Raw genomic sequence first — 15293 nt, forward strand, 5'->3', positions numbered from 1 at the left:
GCCAGATATTGGTCCAATATGTTCGATATGGATCTCCAGACGCGAGAAGTGTCCCCGGTGCTGTCCGAATCGGACCTCGCGCTCATCGACGTCATGCAGGAGGATCCGCGCGCACCGTGGGCGCAGATCGGTCAGACCATCGGGGTCAGCGCTCCCACCGCCCGCCGCCGCTGGGAGCGGCTCCAGGCCGACGATTCCGCCTGGGTCACGACGCACGTCGGCTGGAACTCCGGGGTCGTCACCGCCATCGTCGCGGTGCAGTGCCGACCAGGGGCCGTCGAGACCGTCATCGAGGCCTTCGTCACGCATCCGCGGGTCGTGACGATCGCCGAGATCACCGGCGACCACGACCTCATGCTCACCGTCCTCGTCCCGGACGTGCACGAGCTGCGCCGGTTCCTCCGTCTCGGACTGACCTCACACGCCGACGTCGCCCGCATGCGCACCATGCTCGTGACGCGGATGTTCCTGGATGGCTCGCACTGGCGGTCCGGGTTCGGCGCCTCCTCCCGGCAGGTGGAGGCCCGAGACGGCAGCACGTCCCCCGCCGCGCCGCTCTCGCCCGCCCTCGCGAAGGCCATCAGCATCCTCGAGCGCAACGGACGAGCGCCCAGCAGCGAGCTGGCGTCAGCGCTCGGCGTCTCTGAGGCGCACGCGAGGCGGTTCGTGCACCGCGCCGTGCGGTCCGGGCACATCGTGCAGCGCATCGACGTGCAGCTCGAGCAGCCCCGCTGGCCGTACTCGCTGGTGCTGTGGATGGTCGTCCCGGCCGGCCGGCTGTACGCGGCCGCCGCGCGCATCAGCGAGCGGCAGTCCGTGCGCGCGTGCGCCGCGCTCGCGGGAGGCAGCGCGAACCTGTACGTCGTCGTCTGGCTGAGCTCGTTGGCGGAAGCGCCAGAGGTGGAGATGCAGATCGTGCAGGACGCCGACGTTCGGGTCGTCGAACGCAGCATCATGCTCCACTACAGCAAGCGCATGGGGCACGTGTTCGACGGCAGCCAGCGCCGCACCGGCCACGTGCCCTGGGTCGACGGTGCGGCTACGTGAGGGCGGCGAAGCGCTCCACGTCGGAAGCCGAACCCGAGACGATCACGAGGTCGTGGTTCGATACCACGGTGTCGGCCATCGCGTAAGTGAACGGCTTGCCGGGGCTCTTCACGCCGACGACCGTCACGCGGTACTTCGTGCGCACCCCGGACTCCATGAGCGGCACCCCGCGGATCGCCTTCGGCGGGTATAGCTTCACGAGCACGAAGTCGTCGTCGAACTGGATGAAGTCGAGCATCCGACCCGAGAGCAGGTGCGCGATGCGCTCGCCGGCCTCGCGCTCCGGGTAGATGACGTGGTGCGCGCCGATGCGGCCGAGGATCTTGCCGTGCGTCGCCGACATCGCCTTCGCCCAGATCTGCGGCACCTTGAGGTCGGACAGGTTCGCCGTCACGAGCACGCTCGACTCGAGCGATGTGCCGACGGCGACGACGGCGACCGCGAACTCGTGCGCGCCGATCTGCCGCAGGGCCTCGATGTTGCGCGCATCCGCCTGGACGGCGTGCGTCACCCGCTCCGCCCACTTCTGGACGAGTCCCTCGTCGGTGTCGACCGCGAGCACCTCTCGCCCCTGACGCTGCAGCTGGCCCGCAGTCGCAGCGCCGAATCGGCCGAGGCCGATGACGAGCACCGGCGCATTGTGTGGAATCGGCTCACCCAACGATGATCCTTTCTTCGGGCAGCCGGAAGAGCTGCTTGTGCTCGCTGGAAGCGAGGGCTGCGGCCATGGTGACCGTGCCGACGCGGCCGAGCCACATGGTGATGGAGAGAATGTACGCGCCCTGCTCCGGCAGGTCGCCGGTGAGGCCCGTGGAGAGGCCGCAGGTCGCGAACGCGCTGATCGCTTCGAAGAGCGCCTCGTCGAACGGCACCGAGGCGAAGTGCATGAGCGAGATGGACGAGACGGCCACGATCGTCGCGCCCCACAGCGTCACGCTGACGGCGAGGCGGAGAACGTCGTTCGGGATGCGGCGACCGAACGCCTGGATGTCGTTGACGCCCTTGGCCTCGGCGAACGCGGCGAGGAAGAGGATGGCCAGCGTGGTGACCTTGATGCCGCCAGCGGTGGATGCACTGCCACCGCCCACGAACATGAGCATCTGCATCGCCAGCATCGTCGCCGGGTCGGCGTTCGCGAGGTCGATCGTGGAGAACCCGCCTGAGCGGGTCATGGCAGACATGAAGCCCGCCGTCATCGGACGGAACACGGGCTCCTGCGCCCCGATCGTCGCGGGGTTGTCGCCTTCGAGGACGTAGATCGCGATCGCGCCGAGAACGAAGAGCAGCACCGTCGTGGACAGTGTCAGCTTCACGTGCACGGAGATGCGCTGCTTCGTCTTCACCCAGCGCGTGAGCGCGAAGATGACGGGGAAGCCGAGGCTGCCGAGGAACACTGCGGTCGCGAGGCAGGCGAGCATCCACGCATCCGTCGCGAACGGCTCGATGCCGGTGCTCGTCGGCATGAAGCCCGTGTTGGTGAACGCGGACGTCGCCCAGAAGAAGCCGTCGAGGATCGCATCCCACAGCGGCTCCCCGGCGATGAGCAGGCGGGGGATGATGAGCAGCGCGATGAACGTCTCGATGATGACGAGCGAGATCGCGACCGTCGCGAGGATGCCGCCGATGTCGCCGAGCTTGACGGCCTGCGACTCGGAGACCGGGCCAGCGTGCGTGCGCAGCGCGTTGCTGTCGCTGGCGGCGACGAGCTTCTGCCGCAGGCCGAGGCGCCGGGTGACGATCGCGCCCATGATGCTCGCCAGTGTGAGCACGCCGATCGCGCCGACCTGCATGCCCAGGAACACCATGAAGTGGCCGAAGCCGGACCAGTGCGTCGCCATGTCCACCACGGAGAGGCCCGTGACGCAGATCGTCGAGACCGCCGTGAAGAGCGCCTCGTGGAACGGAGTCACCGTTCCGTCGGCGGACGAGATGGGCAGCATGTAGATCGTCGTCCACAGCAGGATGATGCTCGTGAAGATGATCACCGCGAACCGCGACGGCGTGTGGTGGGCGAAGTCGTCGATCTTCCGGCCGACGGCGGAGACGATGCGCCGCAGCAGCCCATCCGTGTCCACGGGAGCGGGGATGCTCGAGGCCCGCGGTGTGCGCATCACATCCCCACTTCACAGCACAGTCGACCGACGCCTCACGTGCGCGAGGCGTCGGTCATGCTACTCCTCGCGCGTGGAATCGCGAATACGTGGCACGGGATGATTCGCTCTGCACCTTGTTTCTGCAGTGCTCTGGGCCATAAGGTATTCAACTGACACTCACTTCACTTCCGTAACGCGCGGATCATCCGTCACCTTGGAGCTGCAACACATGGCAAACGACCTGTCTGATGTGCGGTTCCTGACCGTTGCCGAGGTGGCGGAGCTCATGCGGGTCTCGAAGATGACGGTGTACCGACTTGTGCACTCCGGTGAACTTCCCGCGGTGCGGTTCGGCCGCTCGTTCCGGGTGCCGGAGTCGGCAGTCTCCGAGGCCATCAAGCAGTCCGGCCGCGGTGACGAGTTCGGTCAGCACACCGCTTGAGTCCTGCTGGACCCTGGGTTTTCTTTCGAACACAGGGTTACCGCCAGGTGACGTGTAAGCTGGCGCCAGCGATGCCGCAGCCCACCGCTGCGCGCACCTCGTACTTGTAGATAAAGGATGTTCCTATGGGTTCAGTAGTCAAGAAGCGCCGCAAGCGCATGGCGAAGAAGAAGCACCGCAAGCTGCTTCGCAAGACTCGCCACCAGCGTCGCAACAAGAAGTAGTCGCGACGACGCAGAGCGCCGGGCCCTCGGGTCAGGCGTTTTCTGCGTTAAGGCGCGGGTTTGCTCTGGCCGTGAGCGGGCTTGTGGTCGCTCCCGCGCGTCTTGACGACCACAAGACCGCTCTCGTCCGCGTGGTGTCTGCGAGACTCGAGGGCATGACGGATGCACGCGTTCCGACGATCACCTTCCTGGGCAAGCCGGGTTGCCATCTCTGCGAGGACGCGGAGCCGGTGGTGCGGGAGGTCGCCGCCCGCCACGACGCTGAACTGTCGGTGCTGAGCATCCTCGACGACGCAGCCTTGCAGCAGCGCTTCGGTGAGCTCATCCCGGTCGTGCTGATCGATGGCGTGCAGCATTCGCAGTGGTTCGTCGAGCCCGAGCGGTTGGATGCGGCGGTGGCTGCCGCCGCTGCCCGGGGGTGAACGCGGGCCGATCTCGAGGGGGCCGGTCATCGGCCTCAGCCCGTCAGCGCGGGCTCGGTGCTGACACGGCAGACGACGTCGCCGAGGCGAAGTCGGGCGCCGCTCGGAACGCGGTAGACGACGCCTGGCGAGAAAGTGGAGTTGCTGGCACCGCTGAGGTGCACTCCGTGCGTCGAGTGGTAGTCGGTGACGAGGATGCGTCCGGACCGGTCGAGGTCCACGAGCGCATGGGTGCGCGACACGGTGTTGTCTCGACTGTCGACGCGGACCGGGATGCGGCCGTCAACGGGTGACGGGTTGCGGCCGACCGCGGCGCTGCCGACCAGTACCGCACGGGAGCTGTCCTCGAACTCGATGACGAGGGCCCGGGGCGCTGTGGGCAGCCGTGCCGTCGTTCGGCGCGACCATCGCCGCGGCCGTCGCTCGGGTCCAGGCCTTGAGATCGGCTCGGTGGTGGGTCCGGCATTCGGCCCGGTCTCCGGGTCGGCCCTCGTCTCGGTTCCGTTGGCTCGCGCGAGCGCCGGTGCCCCTGCCGTCCCGGCATCCAGCCCGGCGCCCGTCCCTGCCCTCGACGCCTGCGACGATGCACGACGCAGCGCCCGGCGCCCGGAGCGCGGCTCGGTGACGGCTGGCTGGTCCGGCTCGGGGTCAGCGCGCCTCTGCAGGGAGATGCCGCCTCGAAGCAGCGGTTCTGGTGTGCCGCACCTCCGGCACCTGGTCTCGGCTGCCGACGCGGCTGCGGCGCAGGCGACGCACGTGCCGGTGATGACGGTGAGGTCGGGCTCGCTCCCAGCATCGGTCTCCGGCAGTCCGTCGGCGCTGATCGCCTGCATGATCGCAGATGGATGCACGGCGAACTCCTGCATCCGGTTCCCCTCGTGCAGCTCGAGTCGGATCGCGCGGGCGAGGGTCTGCGCGAGGCGTGTGCATCGGGCGACGACGGCTGCAAGCGCGGCATCACGGTCGTCCGCGGAGATCTCAGCCGGGGTCGAGCTCCACGACAGCATGCCGCCGCCACTCGCATCGAGGCGCGCGGTGACGCGCGGCCACGTGGGGACGGCCTCGCCCGGTTCTGGCCGGCGACTCGTGCGTCTTCCCGCCATCAGAAGCTCACCCCGCGCGCGTCGAGGAACGGAAGCGGATCGACGCGTTCGCCGTCGACGAGCACTTCGAAGTGAAGGTGGCAGCCGGTGGACTGGCCGCTTGTACCCGTGATGCCGATCTGCTGACCGGCGGTGACGACCGCCCCCACTCCGACGAGGTAGCCGTCCGATTCCATGTGGAGGTACTTCGTGACGAGCCCTCCGCCGTGGTCGACTCGGATGGTGCCGTTCCCGGAGCTGTCGGGTTCGGCTTCGACGACGGTCCCGGACTGCGCGGCCCAGATCTGCCCGCCGCAGCCGCCCGCCGCGAGATCGATGCCGTTGTGCATGCGCCATTCGAAGTCGGTGGGGTGGAACCGGTTCCCGAACGTGTCGGTGAGCCCGCCGTCACCGGGTGCCGCCCAGCCCGAGGGGCTCAGGTTCGCGGTGCTTCCACCGGCGGCCGCGGCAGCCGCGCTTGCCGCCCCACACCCTCCGTCTGCGTCCGGACTCGCTCCGCTCGCGGGCGGCATCCCCGTGCCCAGCCCAGTGCTGGTTCCGCTGATGGTCTCGCTCACGGCAATGGCGGCCTGCCAGTACTTGGCATAGTGCTGCGGGTCTGCGTTTCCCTGGACGCGATGGGCGGCCTCCGACGGTGCGAGCGCGTCACGCTCGGCAACTGCGAGCAGGGCGTTGAAGAAGCTGCCGGCGCTTGCGTGCGGGTCCATTCGGTCGGCGTAGCTTCCCCACGCGCCGTTGTCGCGTTGCTGGAAGAGCCCTCGTGAGTCGGGACCGGCCGCGTCGCCGTGGTCGAGCACCTGCAAGGTCGATTCGCCGATGGCGGTCATGACCCCGATGACCTGGTCGCGGACCCCGAGGCCGGCCTCGCGACCCGCGGTCAGGATGTGTGCGGCATTCGAGAGCTGCGCGCCAGCGAACTCGGCCGGCTCGCCGTCGATCGTGGTGCTGACGGTGAGCCGCGACGCTGAGATCGGGTCGGCTTGGATGGCACCGGCGGCGCCTCCTGAACCGACCGTGCCGGTCTCCGTCTCAGTGCCGAGCGGAACGACCGGCACCGAGAACCCGGAGGTGGCGCAGGCCGCCGCACTCGCGAGCGATGCGCTCGCGATCGTCGTGAGGACCAGGGCCCCGAACAGCAGCGCCGGCGCGAGCAGGATCACGATCGCGATTCCCCACCATGCACCGGTTCGCGCGCTCACGAGGCTCCGTCCGGTGGCGCGATCTGGCTGACGAGCCAGGGCCCGGAGCCGTCGCGCACGAGCAGGAGCCGATAGGAACCGCCCTCGGTCGAGACGGCGACGCGGGCGAGGTAGCCGCTTGCGTCGCGTTCGACCGCGATGTTCCCGGCAGCGGTCAGCGCGGGGATGGATGCCGGGTCGACGGAGCTCAGCGCGACGACCGCCGCCGTGGTGAGGTGGGGTTCGAGCCCCTCGAGCCAGTCCCGCTGGGAGACATCGCGACGCAGGTACGCCGCCATGGTCGCGGCAGCGACGCTGATCGCGTCGGCATCCGACTCGTCATCGTGTGTCGGCGACGGCTCTGGGTCCTCCGCTTCGATGTGCTCGCCCCGCGACCCATCCGTGAGCTCAGACGACCGGTCCGACAGCGTCTGCCGGCTCGGCGATGTCGTTGGCGGCCCGTCGGCTGTCGAGCATCCGCTCACTCCCACGGCCAGCGCTGCCAGCGCAGCAACTGCGATCTTCCGGCGCATCGAACACCCCTTCCCAGCCACAGCTCGGCTGCGACGAGCACCAATCTAGGTCGCTCGGAGCGCCCCGAATTCGGCCTGTGGATAACTCCCTGCGGTCCCTTCGGCCGTGCGTAGAGTCCATTCCTGTACCGAGCCGGCACCAGCACCGACGAGCCATCTGAGGGCGTCGACGGTTCGGCTCAGACACCGGGGCGAGGCACGGCGCGCAGACTCGATCGCTTGTGGTCCGACCCCGGCGGCGCCCGACCCCGCCTACCTGGGTCGCTCTTCGGCGCGCGTTCTCGCGCCTTCATCTCGACAGGAGACCTCTGATCATGACGACCGTCGCACTCGCGATCTTGCTCGACACCACCGCGCACCTGGCGACGCTGCCCGACCCTGACCCGGTGCAGCCTCCGGGCACCGAGGGCCTCACGACCCTGCTCGGCTGGGTGAAGTGGATCGGGCTCGCGGTGTGCGTGCTTGGCCTCATCGCCGCCGGCACGATGATGGCCATCCAGTCGCGCAGAGGCGAGGGCGGCGAGCACGCGGGCAAGATCGGCATGGCGCTAGGCGGGGTCATCATCATCTCGGCGGCGACGAGCCTCGTCGGCTTCTTCGTCTGACATGCGGCGGGCGAGCATCATGCCGAACAGCAGGCAGAGGCCGCGCCGATCTGGCCGCCTCAGCTCGGGCACGTCATGGGTACGTCCTGGCTTCGTCGTGGCCGCCCTCGGCGTCGCGCTCCTTGTGGGTGCCGGTGTCGTCGTCTCAGCCCTCGCGGCGTTCGGGGGTGAGGCTCCCGGTGGGGGTGCGGATGCGCGGGCCGAGTCCGCGACCTCCACGCCGACGCTCGACGCGAGCGTCGGTCCCCAGCCCGTCGCGGCTGGCGACACGCTGTCACCCAGCCATTGCGGGCTGCCCGAGCCTGGGGCGCCGGGCCCCGCCGAGGCGGGGGAATGGCGACTCGCGATCGCGCCGGAGACCGACTGGCGGGATGTCGACGTGAACCTCGCCCCGAGCGCACCGGCCGCGGGTCCGGGAGAGACGCACGAGGATGGGTTCGCATCCTGTTTCCAGCGTTCGCCGGAAGGTGCGCTGTTCGCGGCCGCAAACTTCCTCATGCAGTCGAACACCGCGGGGCTTCGGGCCCCGCTCCTTGAGTACGCCCTGGCGCCTGGACCCCACCGAGACACGATCCTCGCAGAGTCGAAGTCGGGGGCTGAGTCGGGCTCCGAGGGTGAGCTCATCCGGCTCCAGATCGTGGGCTACCGGATGCTCGCCTTCGACGGCCAGGCCGCGCGTGTCGACGTCGCGCAGCGCGTCACCGTCGATGGCATGAGCAACTTCATCGCCGCCGTCGTCGACCTCCAGTGGGTCGGTGGCGACTGGCGGATCCCGACCGACGAGCCGCATCCGGTGCGCCTGCAGGCGCTCAGCGACGTCGGCGGCTACGTGCGGTGGGGCGCCTGATGGCTGACTGCGGGCTCGGCGATTTCGAGTGCTATTCGAAGGAGATCGCCTCGACGGTGTGGAGCCGAACACGTGAGGCCCTCCAGAACGACGTCAACGAGTGGGTGGCCGAGCAGATCTCGACGCTCGGCACCATGTGGGTCGACGTGCCGACACCCGACCTCGGGACGACGGGGGCCGCGGCGGGTTCAGCTGTCGCCGCGCCGACCGGCGACGTCGAAGCGCACCTCGGCACCGTGCTCGGGTACGTCGGCTGGATCTCTGGCACGGTCGCCGTCATCGGGCTCGTGTTCCTGGCCGTCATGGTGGGGCTCCGCATCCGCTCCGGCGACGGGGTTCCGTTCCACGGCCGCCTGTTCGCCGTGCTCGCGGGCGGTGTCCTCATCGCGGGCGCCTCCTCATTGGTGTCTGCGCTCATCCCCACGGCCCCGGCGGCGTCGACCAACACCGCGACGTTCCTGCAGTCCTCGACGTGGTGGATCGCGGGTGTCTGCGCCATCGTCTCCGTCATGATCGGCGGCGCGCGCATGGCGTGGGAGCAGCGGGCGCGGCCGGGGCAGGAACTCCTGAAGAGCCTGCTCACGCTGGTGGTCGTCGCAAGCGTCGGCCTCACGATCGTGTGGCTGCTCGTGCGTGCGGGGGACTCGTTCTCGACCTGGATCATCGACGAGTCGCTCGAGTGCGACCTCGACGGGGCCCCGAACTGCTTCAAGGACAACGTCGGCGTCATGCTCGGGGGATCCGTCGCGGGCCTCGCCGGCGGTGCTGCCGGGAGCTCCGGCGGAGCGATCGCGAGTGGGGTCAGCAACGGCCTCTTCATCGGCGTGATCGTCGGGCTCGTCTCGGTGGTGCAGGTGCTCCTCATGATCGTGCGAGGCGGGATGCTCGTCATCCTCGCCGGAATCCTGCCGCTCGCCGCCTCTGCGACGAACACGGAGCTCGGCAGAGGGTGGTTCCAGCGCTGCGTGGCCTGGCTGACCGCGTTCATCCTCTACAAGCCGGCCGCGGCAGTCGTCTACGCCGCCGGCTTCCACATGAGCGGGGCCGCCCCGACCTCGGAGGGCAGCGCCGTTCTGACCACCTACACGGGGCTCGTCATTCTCGCCCTCGCCATCGTCGCGCTCCCCGCGCTCATGCGCTTCGTGACGCCCATGGTCGGGGCGCTCGCCTCGAGCGGCGGGGGCGCATCCATCGCCAACGCGGTCGCGGACCGCGTACCGGAAGGCGCGCGACCCCGGCCGAGCACTGCGCCGCAGGGCAGCAGCGCTTCGCGGGCGGTAACCGGGGCGCCACGGAGCGGGGCGCGGGCACCAGGGGCACCGGCGACGCCGCCCCGATCTCCGTCGACCCCGGGGTCACCGGTGCCGTCGCCGGGGTCCGCGAGGACCCCCGCGTCCCCGGGAGCAGGGTCAGGAGGCGGTGCGGTGGCGGCAGTCGGCAAGGCCGCGGGTGGTCCATACGCTGCGGCGGCGCTCACGGCCGTCCAGCCCGTGAAGAAGGCGATCGAATACGGCACGGACGCCGCGATCACAGTCGCGGAGCGGACCACAGGAGAGGAGCCGAGCGGTGGTCGATAGCTCGATGGCACGACAGGTGCGCACGTACGGGAACTGGCGGAAGCCGACCTCCGCAGGCCTCCTCGGGCTCGGCTCCGTGGGCACGGCGCTCCTCCTGGGCGGGCTGGTGCTCGTGGTCGTCGCCGTCATGATCTCCGGCATCGTCGCGGCGCTGATCGTGGCGACGGCGATCGGCGTGTGCCTGCTGCTGCTCGTCGTGCGTGACGCGCACGGCGAGAACACGCTGTCCCGCCTCGGGGCCCGCTCAGGGTGGGCGCTGTCACGGGCGAGGGGCGAGGCGAGCTACCGGTCCGGCCCGATCGGCCGCGTGCCGTGGGCGACCTTCCAGCTGCCCGGCATCGCGGCGCCGACGAGGCTGAGCGAGCACAGCGACTCGCACGGACGCCGGTTCGCCCTGCTCCTCACGCCGGCCGCCGGCAGCTACACGGTCGTGTTCGGCACGGAACCGGATGGCGCGGCGCTCGTCGATCAGGAGCAGATCGACTCGTGGGTCGCCGAGTGGGGCCACTGGCTCTCGAGCCTCGGTGACGAGCAAGGGATCGAGGCGGCCTCGGTGACCATCGAGACCGCGCCGGACTCCGGCACGCGCCTGCGGCGCGAGGTCGCCATGAACATCGACCCGAACGCGCCAGCCTTCGCGCGCGCAGTGCTCGAGGAGACCGTCGCCGACTACCCGGAGGGGTCATCCACCGTGAAGGCATTCGTCGCGCTCACCTTCCAAGGGTCGCTGAGAGCCGGAGGGCGCCGGCGGGCCCCCGACGAGATGGCGCGAGAGCTCGCGGCCCGCCTCCCCGGCCTCAGCGCGGGACTGCAGGCGACCGGCGCCGGCGCCGCGCAACCGCTCACGGCGCAGGAGGTCTGCGAGATCGTTCGAGTCGCCTATGACCCCGCCGTCGCCGTGCTCATCGACGAAGCGCACGCCGCCGGCGAGACCCCGCAGCTCAGCTGGAGCGACGTGGGTCCGGCAGCAGCCCGAGCAAGCTGGGGTGGCTACCGCCACGACTCCGCCTACTCGACGACATGGGCGATGACCGTGGCACCGAGGGGCAGTGTGCAGTCGAGCGTGCTCGCCCGGCTGCTCGCGCCGCACCGCGACATCGCCCGCAAACGGGTGACGCTGCTCTACCGGCCCATCGACGCGGCCCGCGCTGCCGCCCTCGTCGAGGCCGACCTCAGCGCCGCCCAGTTCAGGCAGACGTCGAGTTCAAAGCCCGCCGCCCGCGACGCGCTCGCCGTGCGGGCGGCGGCGGCGACCGCCAGCGAGGAGGCCTCCGGAGCAGGCCTCGTGAATTTCGGGGCACTCGTCACGGCGACGGTGCTCGACGCGGAGCACGAGCTCGACGCGCGAGCGGCCATCGACAACCTCGCCGCGACCGCACGCCTCCGCCTCCGACCCGTCTACGGATCCCAGGACTCGGCCTTCGCCGCGGCGCTGCCGCTCGGCCTCGTCCTCAGCAAGCACCTGCGAGTGCCAAGCGAACTGCGAGAGAAGCTATGAAGCGATCACACCAGAAGACGGCGAAGCGACCCGCGCAGGCGCGCCAGAGAACCCAAGCGCGCCCGGGCGCGCGAGGCTGGAGCGGCGCCGGCAGCGGCGCATCCACCTACGTCCAGGCCCCGGATGAATGGCGCGGCACGACCGTCCAGGTCTGCGGGCTCTGGCCGTTCGCGGTCGGGACGGGCACCCCGATGATCGGGGTGCCCCTCGGCCGCCACACGCAGACCGGGGCCACCCTCTGCTGCGACCCCATCTCGTGGTTCCAACGAGCCAAGCTCATCAGCAACCCGTCCGCGTTCATCCTCGGCAAACCAGGCCTCGGCAAGTCGTCGTTGGTTCGGCGCATGGCAACGGGTCTCGCCGGCTACGGCGTGATGCCGCTCGTGCTCGGCGACCTGAAGCCCGACCACGTCGACATGATCACGGCCCTCGGGGGCCAGGTCATCTCGCTCGGACGCGGACGTGGCTACCTCAACGTGCTCGACCCCGGCGAGGCGACGGCGGCCGCGAAGCGGCTCAGGGCCCACGGCTTCGAGGCCGAGGCCAGCCAGGTGCTCGCCGACGCCCACGGTCGCCGGCACACGATGGTCGCCGCTCTCCTCACGATCATGCGGCTCCAGCCGCCGAGCGACCGCGAGGAGACGATCATCGACCGCGCCCTCAAATGGCTCGACGAGCACCACGACGGGGTGCCCGTGCTCGGCGACCTCCTCGAAGTCGTCCAGGCAGGGCCACCGGAGGTGCGCGCGGTCGCGCTCGACCGAGGAGACGACAGCCGGTACAAGGCGATCACGGAAGACCTCGAGGCGTCGCTCATCGGACTCGTCGGTGGCGGCAGGCTCGGCGAGACCTTCTCGCGGCAGACCACCAACCCGATGCGACGCGATGCGCCCGTCGTGTACGACGTCTCCTCGATCGACGACTCCGACGTCGACCTGCAGGCGGCGGCGCTCCTCGCCTGCTGGTCAGCGGGGTTCGGCACCGTCAACGTCGCCAACGTGCTCGCGGATGCGGGGCTCGAACCCCGCAGGCACTACTTCGTCATCCTCGATGAGCTCTGGCGAGCGCTCCGTGCAGGGAAGGGCATGGTCGACCGCGTCGACGCGCTCACCCGCCTCAACCGGCAGCGAGGGGTCGGGATGGCCATGATCTCGCACACCATGAGCGACCTCCTCGCCCTGCCCACCGAATCAGAGCGGATGAAGGCGAAGGGGTTCGTGGAACGCGCCGGCATGGTCATCTGCGGCGGCCTGCCCGGGGCCGAGATGCCGCGCCTCACCTCGGCGGTACCGCTGTCGCAGGCCGAGCAGGAGCTGCTCATCGGCTGGCAGGACCCACCCGCCTGGGACCCGACCAGCGGCCGGGAGGCCGAACCGCCGGGACGAGGCAAGTTCCTCGTCAAGGTCGGCGGCCGGCCAGGCATCCCGGTCGACGTGCAGCTCACCGCCGCGGAGGCGAGCATCAACGACACGAACAAGCTCTGGCACGAGGCGAGCAGGGTGACCGGCGACGCTCCGGGGATCGACCGCGGGCACGAGCCGGATCGAGCGAGATCGTGAGCGCGCCGCGGAAGCGCGGGCCGGGCGGACTGGCGACCGAGGCCGTCATGCTGTGGGTCGCGCTCGGCACGGTCGTCGTCGCCGTCGGCGGCACCAACGTCTGCGTGCGCGCCGCGAACGCGGTCGATGGCACGGGGTCCGCCCTGCCGGACAACCTCTTCGCCCTGTTCTTCGAGGTGCTGCGAGGCCGCATCCACTGGACGGAGACCGCGACCGCGCTCGCCGTCGTGATGAGCCTCGGGCTCCTGCTCGCGGGCACCGCGGCGACGCTCATCAGCCGGCGCCGGCGATCCGGCGCTCGCCGACTCGACCGCGCCGCGGCCCTGCTCGGCCGGGGGAAGGAGATCGCTGCCATCAGCGCTCGCGGAGCCACGGCCAGCAGCCGGCGCCTCGTCGTCGACGGCCCGATCGGCGTCCGCCTCGGCACGAGCATCCCGGGCCCGGCTCCGGTGTACGCAGGATGGGAGGACATGCAGATCAACATCAGTGGCCCGCGCACCGGGAAATCGACCGCCTTCGCCATCCCCGCCATCGTCGAGGCACCAGGTGCGGTCATCGTCACCTCCAACAAACGCGACGTCGTCGACGCGACCCGCGGAGTGCGCGCTGCCACGGGCCGAGTGTGGGTCTTCGACCCGCAGTCCGTCGCGGGTGAGGTCGCCCGATGGTGGTGGGACCCGCTGAGCTACGTCACCGACGAGGTGCAGGCAGGCAAGCTCGCCGACCACTTCGCCAGCGGGTCGAGGGAGCCCGGCTCCAGGGCCGACGCCTTCTTCGACCCCGCCGCGAAGGACCTCCTCGCGGCGCTCCTGCTCGCTGGCGCGCTCGCGGGCAAGCCCATCACCGAGGTGTACCGGTGGGTGACGCGACCCGGCGACGACGAAGCCATCGGCATCCTGCAGGACAACGGCTTTCGGCTCATCGCCGACCAGCTCGAAGGGGTCATCAGCGCACCCGAGCGGCAGCGCGGCGGCATCTACGGCACGGCCCAGCAGATGGCCTCGTGCCTGACCGGCAGGGCCCTCGCCTCCTGGATCACGCCGGGGACCGGTTCTGACGGCCGACCGCGGTTCGACCCTCACCAGTTCGTGCGTGGCACCGACACCCTCTACTCGCTCTCCCGCGAGGGGCAGGGGAGCGCGGGTCCGCTCGTCACGGCCCTCACCGTCGCCGTGGCGGAGGCAGCGGAAGAACTCGCCGCGGTATCACCGGCCGGTCGACTCACCCGGCCGCTGCTCGGCGTGCTCGACGAAGCCGCGAACGTCTGCCGGTGGCGCACCCTCCCCGACCTGTACAGCCACTACGGCTCGCGCGGCATCGTGCTCATCACCATCCTCCAGTCCTGGTCGCAGGGCGTCGAAGTCTGGGGCGAGGGAGGCATGCGAAAGCTCTGGTCCGCCGCGAACGTCAAGGTCTACGGCGGGGGAGTCAGCGAGGCGGCCTTCCTCGAGGAGCTGTCCAAACTCGTCGGAGACCACGACAGAGAACTCTCCTCGCTGAGCTACGGCCGAGGCCACCGCACCGTCTCGAGGCAGCTCCACCGCGAACGCATCCTCGACGTCTCCGAGCTCGCCGCGCTCCCGCGCGGGCGTGCACTCGTCCTCGCATCCGGCGCGCGCCCGACCCTCATCAAGACCAGATCGTGGATGCAGGGCCCGCACGCGACCCGTATCCGCGCCTCGATCGCGCAACACGGCCCCGGTGAGGATCCCGCCCCAGCTCTGGACGCACCCGCACATGCGGGGGAGCAGCGATGAGCGACGCGGAAACGCAACCAGGCGGTGGGAGCGCGTCCGCCAGCCAGTTCGCGTGCCTCGACGACTTCGTGCGCCAGTTCGTGAGCCGAGCGTGCGCCCGCCGAGTGGACGGGCGCACGCGAGTCTGGTCGGCTCGCTGGTGGGACTCACCGGAGGCGGTGTTCCGCCTCCGCGGGCTCTGGGAGGCGTGGGAAGAGCTGAAGGACTCGCCAGGCGGGGCCTGCCTCTGGTTCCGGGACCATGCCGACTACCACCTCGGCGTGCTCTTCAGCCCCGATGGCCCCTTCGAGTCGAGCCCTGACGTGCGCGACAGCACCAGCCGTCGCGGTGACGACCTGCCCTGCACACCACCCCCGCCAGGCCATGAGGTGACGCAGTGCGGCTGACGTCGGACGCAGCAGAGCCGCC

16 protein-coding genes are annotated in these 15293 nt (G+C 70.3%); 11 read left to right on the forward strand and 5 right to left on the reverse strand.

What is annotated here, in order from left to right; all coding sequences use genetic code 11:
- Positions 1 to 27 precede the first annotated feature (27 nt).
- Complete coding sequence (locus tag ABVF28_RS05905) at positions 28 to 1047, forward strand: Lrp/AsnC family transcriptional regulator (RefSeq protein ID WP_371029802.1); 1020 nt, start codon at positions 28 to 30, stop codon at positions 1045 to 1047.
- On the opposite strand, the gene ABVF28_RS05910 is transcribed toward ABVF28_RS05905, so the two are convergent.
- Together ABVF28_RS05910 and ABVF28_RS05915 are read right to left on the reverse strand one after the other, a co-directional pair.
- Positions 1040 to 1708 carry a TrkA family potassium uptake protein gene (locus ABVF28_RS05910; RefSeq protein ID WP_068478414.1) on the reverse strand — a complete coding sequence of 223 codons (669 nt, stop codon included), beginning with the start codon at positions 1706 to 1708 and terminating at the stop codon, positions 1040 to 1042. The two genes, ABVF28_RS05905 and ABVF28_RS05910, sit on opposite strands and share 8 nt — an antisense overlap.
- Positions 1701 to 3158: a TrkH family potassium uptake protein gene (locus tag ABVF28_RS05915; protein WP_371029803.1), complete on the reverse strand. Its 1458-nt coding sequence runs from the start codon at positions 3156 to 3158 to the stop codon at positions 1701 to 1703. The genes ABVF28_RS05910 and ABVF28_RS05915 overlap by 8 nt, the downstream gene beginning before the upstream one ends.
- A 211-nt stretch (positions 3159 to 3369) precedes the next feature.
- On the opposite strand from ABVF28_RS05915, the gene ABVF28_RS05920 reads away from it, so the two are divergent.
- The 3 genes from ABVF28_RS05920 to ABVF28_RS05930 all read left to right on the forward strand — a co-directional run bounded on the left by ABVF28_RS05920 (position 3370) and on the right by ABVF28_RS05930 (position 4228).
- Positions 3370 to 3582 (forward strand): helix-turn-helix domain-containing protein, encoded by a 213-nt coding sequence (locus tag ABVF28_RS05920; protein WP_104254521.1) that lies wholly within the window; start codon positions 3370 to 3372, stop codon positions 3580 to 3582.
- A 125-nt stretch (positions 3583 to 3707) separates the two neighbouring features.
- Positions 3708 to 3806, forward strand: a complete 99-nt coding sequence (locus ABVF28_RS05925; protein ID WP_082775156.1) for a 30S ribosomal protein bS22 — start codon at positions 3708 to 3710, stop codon at positions 3804 to 3806.
- A gap of 71 nt (positions 3807 to 3877) precedes the next feature.
- Complete coding sequence (locus ABVF28_RS05930; RefSeq protein ID WP_308807202.1) at positions 3878 to 4228, forward strand: glutaredoxin family protein; 351 nt, start codon at positions 3878 to 3880, stop codon at positions 4226 to 4228.
- A gap of 35 nt (positions 4229 to 4263) precedes the next feature.
- Here ABVF28_RS05930 and ABVF28_RS05935 read toward each other — a convergent pair whose 3' ends face one another.
- Genes ABVF28_RS05935 through ABVF28_RS05945 form a run of 3 tightly spaced genes read right to left on the reverse strand, consistent with a single transcriptional unit; the run spans position 4264 to position 7042 of the window.
- Positions 4264 to 5331: an FHA domain-containing protein gene (locus ABVF28_RS05935; protein ID WP_371029804.1), complete on the reverse strand. Its 1068-nt coding sequence runs from the start codon at positions 5329 to 5331 to the stop codon at positions 4264 to 4266.
- On the reverse strand, positions 5331 to 6530 hold the full coding sequence (locus ABVF28_RS05940; protein ID WP_371029805.1) for a M23 family metallopeptidase: 1200 nt from the start codon (positions 6528 to 6530) through the stop codon (positions 5331 to 5333). Before ABVF28_RS05940 ends, ABVF28_RS05935 begins: the two co-directional genes overlap by 1 nt.
- The gene (locus ABVF28_RS05945; RefSeq protein WP_371029806.1) at positions 6527 to 7042 is read right to left on the reverse strand and encodes a hypothetical protein; all 516 of its coding nucleotides are present in this window, start codon (positions 7040 to 7042) and stop codon (positions 6527 to 6529) included. Before ABVF28_RS05945 ends, ABVF28_RS05940 begins: the two co-directional genes overlap by 4 nt.
- 221 nt (positions 7043 to 7263) lie before the next feature.
- On the opposite strand from ABVF28_RS05945, the gene ABVF28_RS05950 reads away from it, so the two are divergent.
- The 7 genes from ABVF28_RS05950 (at position 7264) to ABVF28_RS05980 (ending at position 15271) form a co-directional block, all read left to right on the forward strand.
- Positions 7264 to 7647, forward strand: coding sequence for a TrbC/VirB2 family protein (locus ABVF28_RS05950; protein ID WP_368845302.1), 384 nt, complete (start codon positions 7264 to 7266; stop codon positions 7645 to 7647).
- Between the two features lie 97 nt (positions 7648 to 7744).
- Positions 7745 to 8494, forward strand: a complete 750-nt coding sequence (locus tag ABVF28_RS05955) for a hypothetical protein (RefSeq protein ID WP_371029807.1) — start codon at positions 7745 to 7747, stop codon at positions 8492 to 8494.
- On the forward strand, positions 8494 to 10071 hold the full coding sequence (locus ABVF28_RS05960; RefSeq protein ID WP_371029808.1) for a hypothetical protein: 1578 nt from the start codon (positions 8494 to 8496) through the stop codon (positions 10069 to 10071). Before ABVF28_RS05955 ends, ABVF28_RS05960 begins: the two co-directional genes overlap by 1 nt.
- Positions 10072 to 10075: 4 nt before the next feature.
- The gene (locus ABVF28_RS05965) at positions 10076 to 11569 is read left to right on the forward strand and encodes an SCO6880 family protein (protein ID WP_371029869.1); all 1494 of its coding nucleotides are present in this window, start codon (positions 10076 to 10078) and stop codon (positions 11567 to 11569) included.
- Complete coding sequence (locus ABVF28_RS05970) at positions 11566 to 13128, forward strand: ATP/GTP-binding protein (protein WP_371029809.1); 1563 nt, start codon at positions 11566 to 11568, stop codon at positions 13126 to 13128. Before ABVF28_RS05965 ends, ABVF28_RS05970 begins: the two co-directional genes overlap by 4 nt.
- Entirely contained in the window at positions 13125 to 14885 is a 1761-nt protein-coding gene (locus ABVF28_RS05975; RefSeq protein ID WP_371029810.1) for a type IV secretory system conjugative DNA transfer family protein, read from the forward strand. The genes ABVF28_RS05970 and ABVF28_RS05975 overlap by 4 nt, the downstream gene beginning before the upstream one ends.
- A complete protein-coding gene (locus ABVF28_RS05980; RefSeq protein WP_371029811.1) occupies positions 14882 to 15271 on the forward strand; it encodes a DUF4913 domain-containing protein in 390 nt (129 codons plus the stop codon). Before ABVF28_RS05975 ends, ABVF28_RS05980 begins: the two co-directional genes overlap by 4 nt.
- Positions 15272 to 15293: the final 22 nt, after the last annotated feature.

Source organism: Pseudoclavibacter sp. JSM 162008, assembly GCF_041366455.1.
Taxonomy (GTDB): Bacteria; Actinomycetota; Actinomycetes; order Actinomycetales; family Microbacteriaceae; genus Pseudoclavibacter.

Bases quoted from the DNA above. Each gene is read 5' to 3' on its own strand.
- ABVF28_RS05935 (WP_371029804.1), bottom strand. From the start codon at position 5,331: ATGGCGGGAAGACGCACGAGTCGCCGGCCAGAACCGGGCGAGGCCGTC.
- ABVF28_RS05945 (WP_371029806.1), bottom strand. From the start codon at position 7,042: ATGCGCCGGAAGATCGCAGTTGCTGCGCTGGCAGCGCTGGCCGTGGGA.
- ABVF28_RS05925 (WP_082775156.1), top strand. From the start codon at position 3,708: ATGGGTTCAGTAGTCAAGAAGCGCCGCAAGCGCATGGCGAAGAAGAAG.
- ABVF28_RS05915 (WP_371029803.1), bottom strand. From the start codon at position 3,158: ATGCGCACACCGCGGGCCTCGAGCATCCCCGCTCCCGTGGACACGGAT.
- ABVF28_RS05920 (WP_104254521.1), top strand. From the start codon at position 3,370: ATGGCAAACGACCTGTCTGATGTGCGGTTCCTGACCGTTGCCGAGGTG.
- ABVF28_RS05960 (WP_371029808.1), top strand. From the start codon at position 8,494: ATGGCTGACTGCGGGCTCGGCGATTTCGAGTGCTATTCGAAGGAGATC.
- ABVF28_RS05970 (WP_371029809.1), top strand. From the start codon at position 11,566: ATGAAGCGATCACACCAGAAGACGGCGAAGCGACCCGCGCAGGCGCGC.
- ABVF28_RS05965 (WP_371029869.1), top strand. From the start codon at position 10,076: ATGGCACGACAGGTGCGCACGTACGGGAACTGGCGGAAGCCGACCTCC.
- ABVF28_RS05905 (WP_371029802.1), top strand. From the start codon at position 28: ATGGATCTCCAGACGCGAGAAGTGTCCCCGGTGCTGTCCGAATCGGAC.
- ABVF28_RS05980 (WP_371029811.1), top strand. From the start codon at position 14,882: ATGAGCGACGCGGAAACGCAACCAGGCGGTGGGAGCGCGTCCGCCAGC.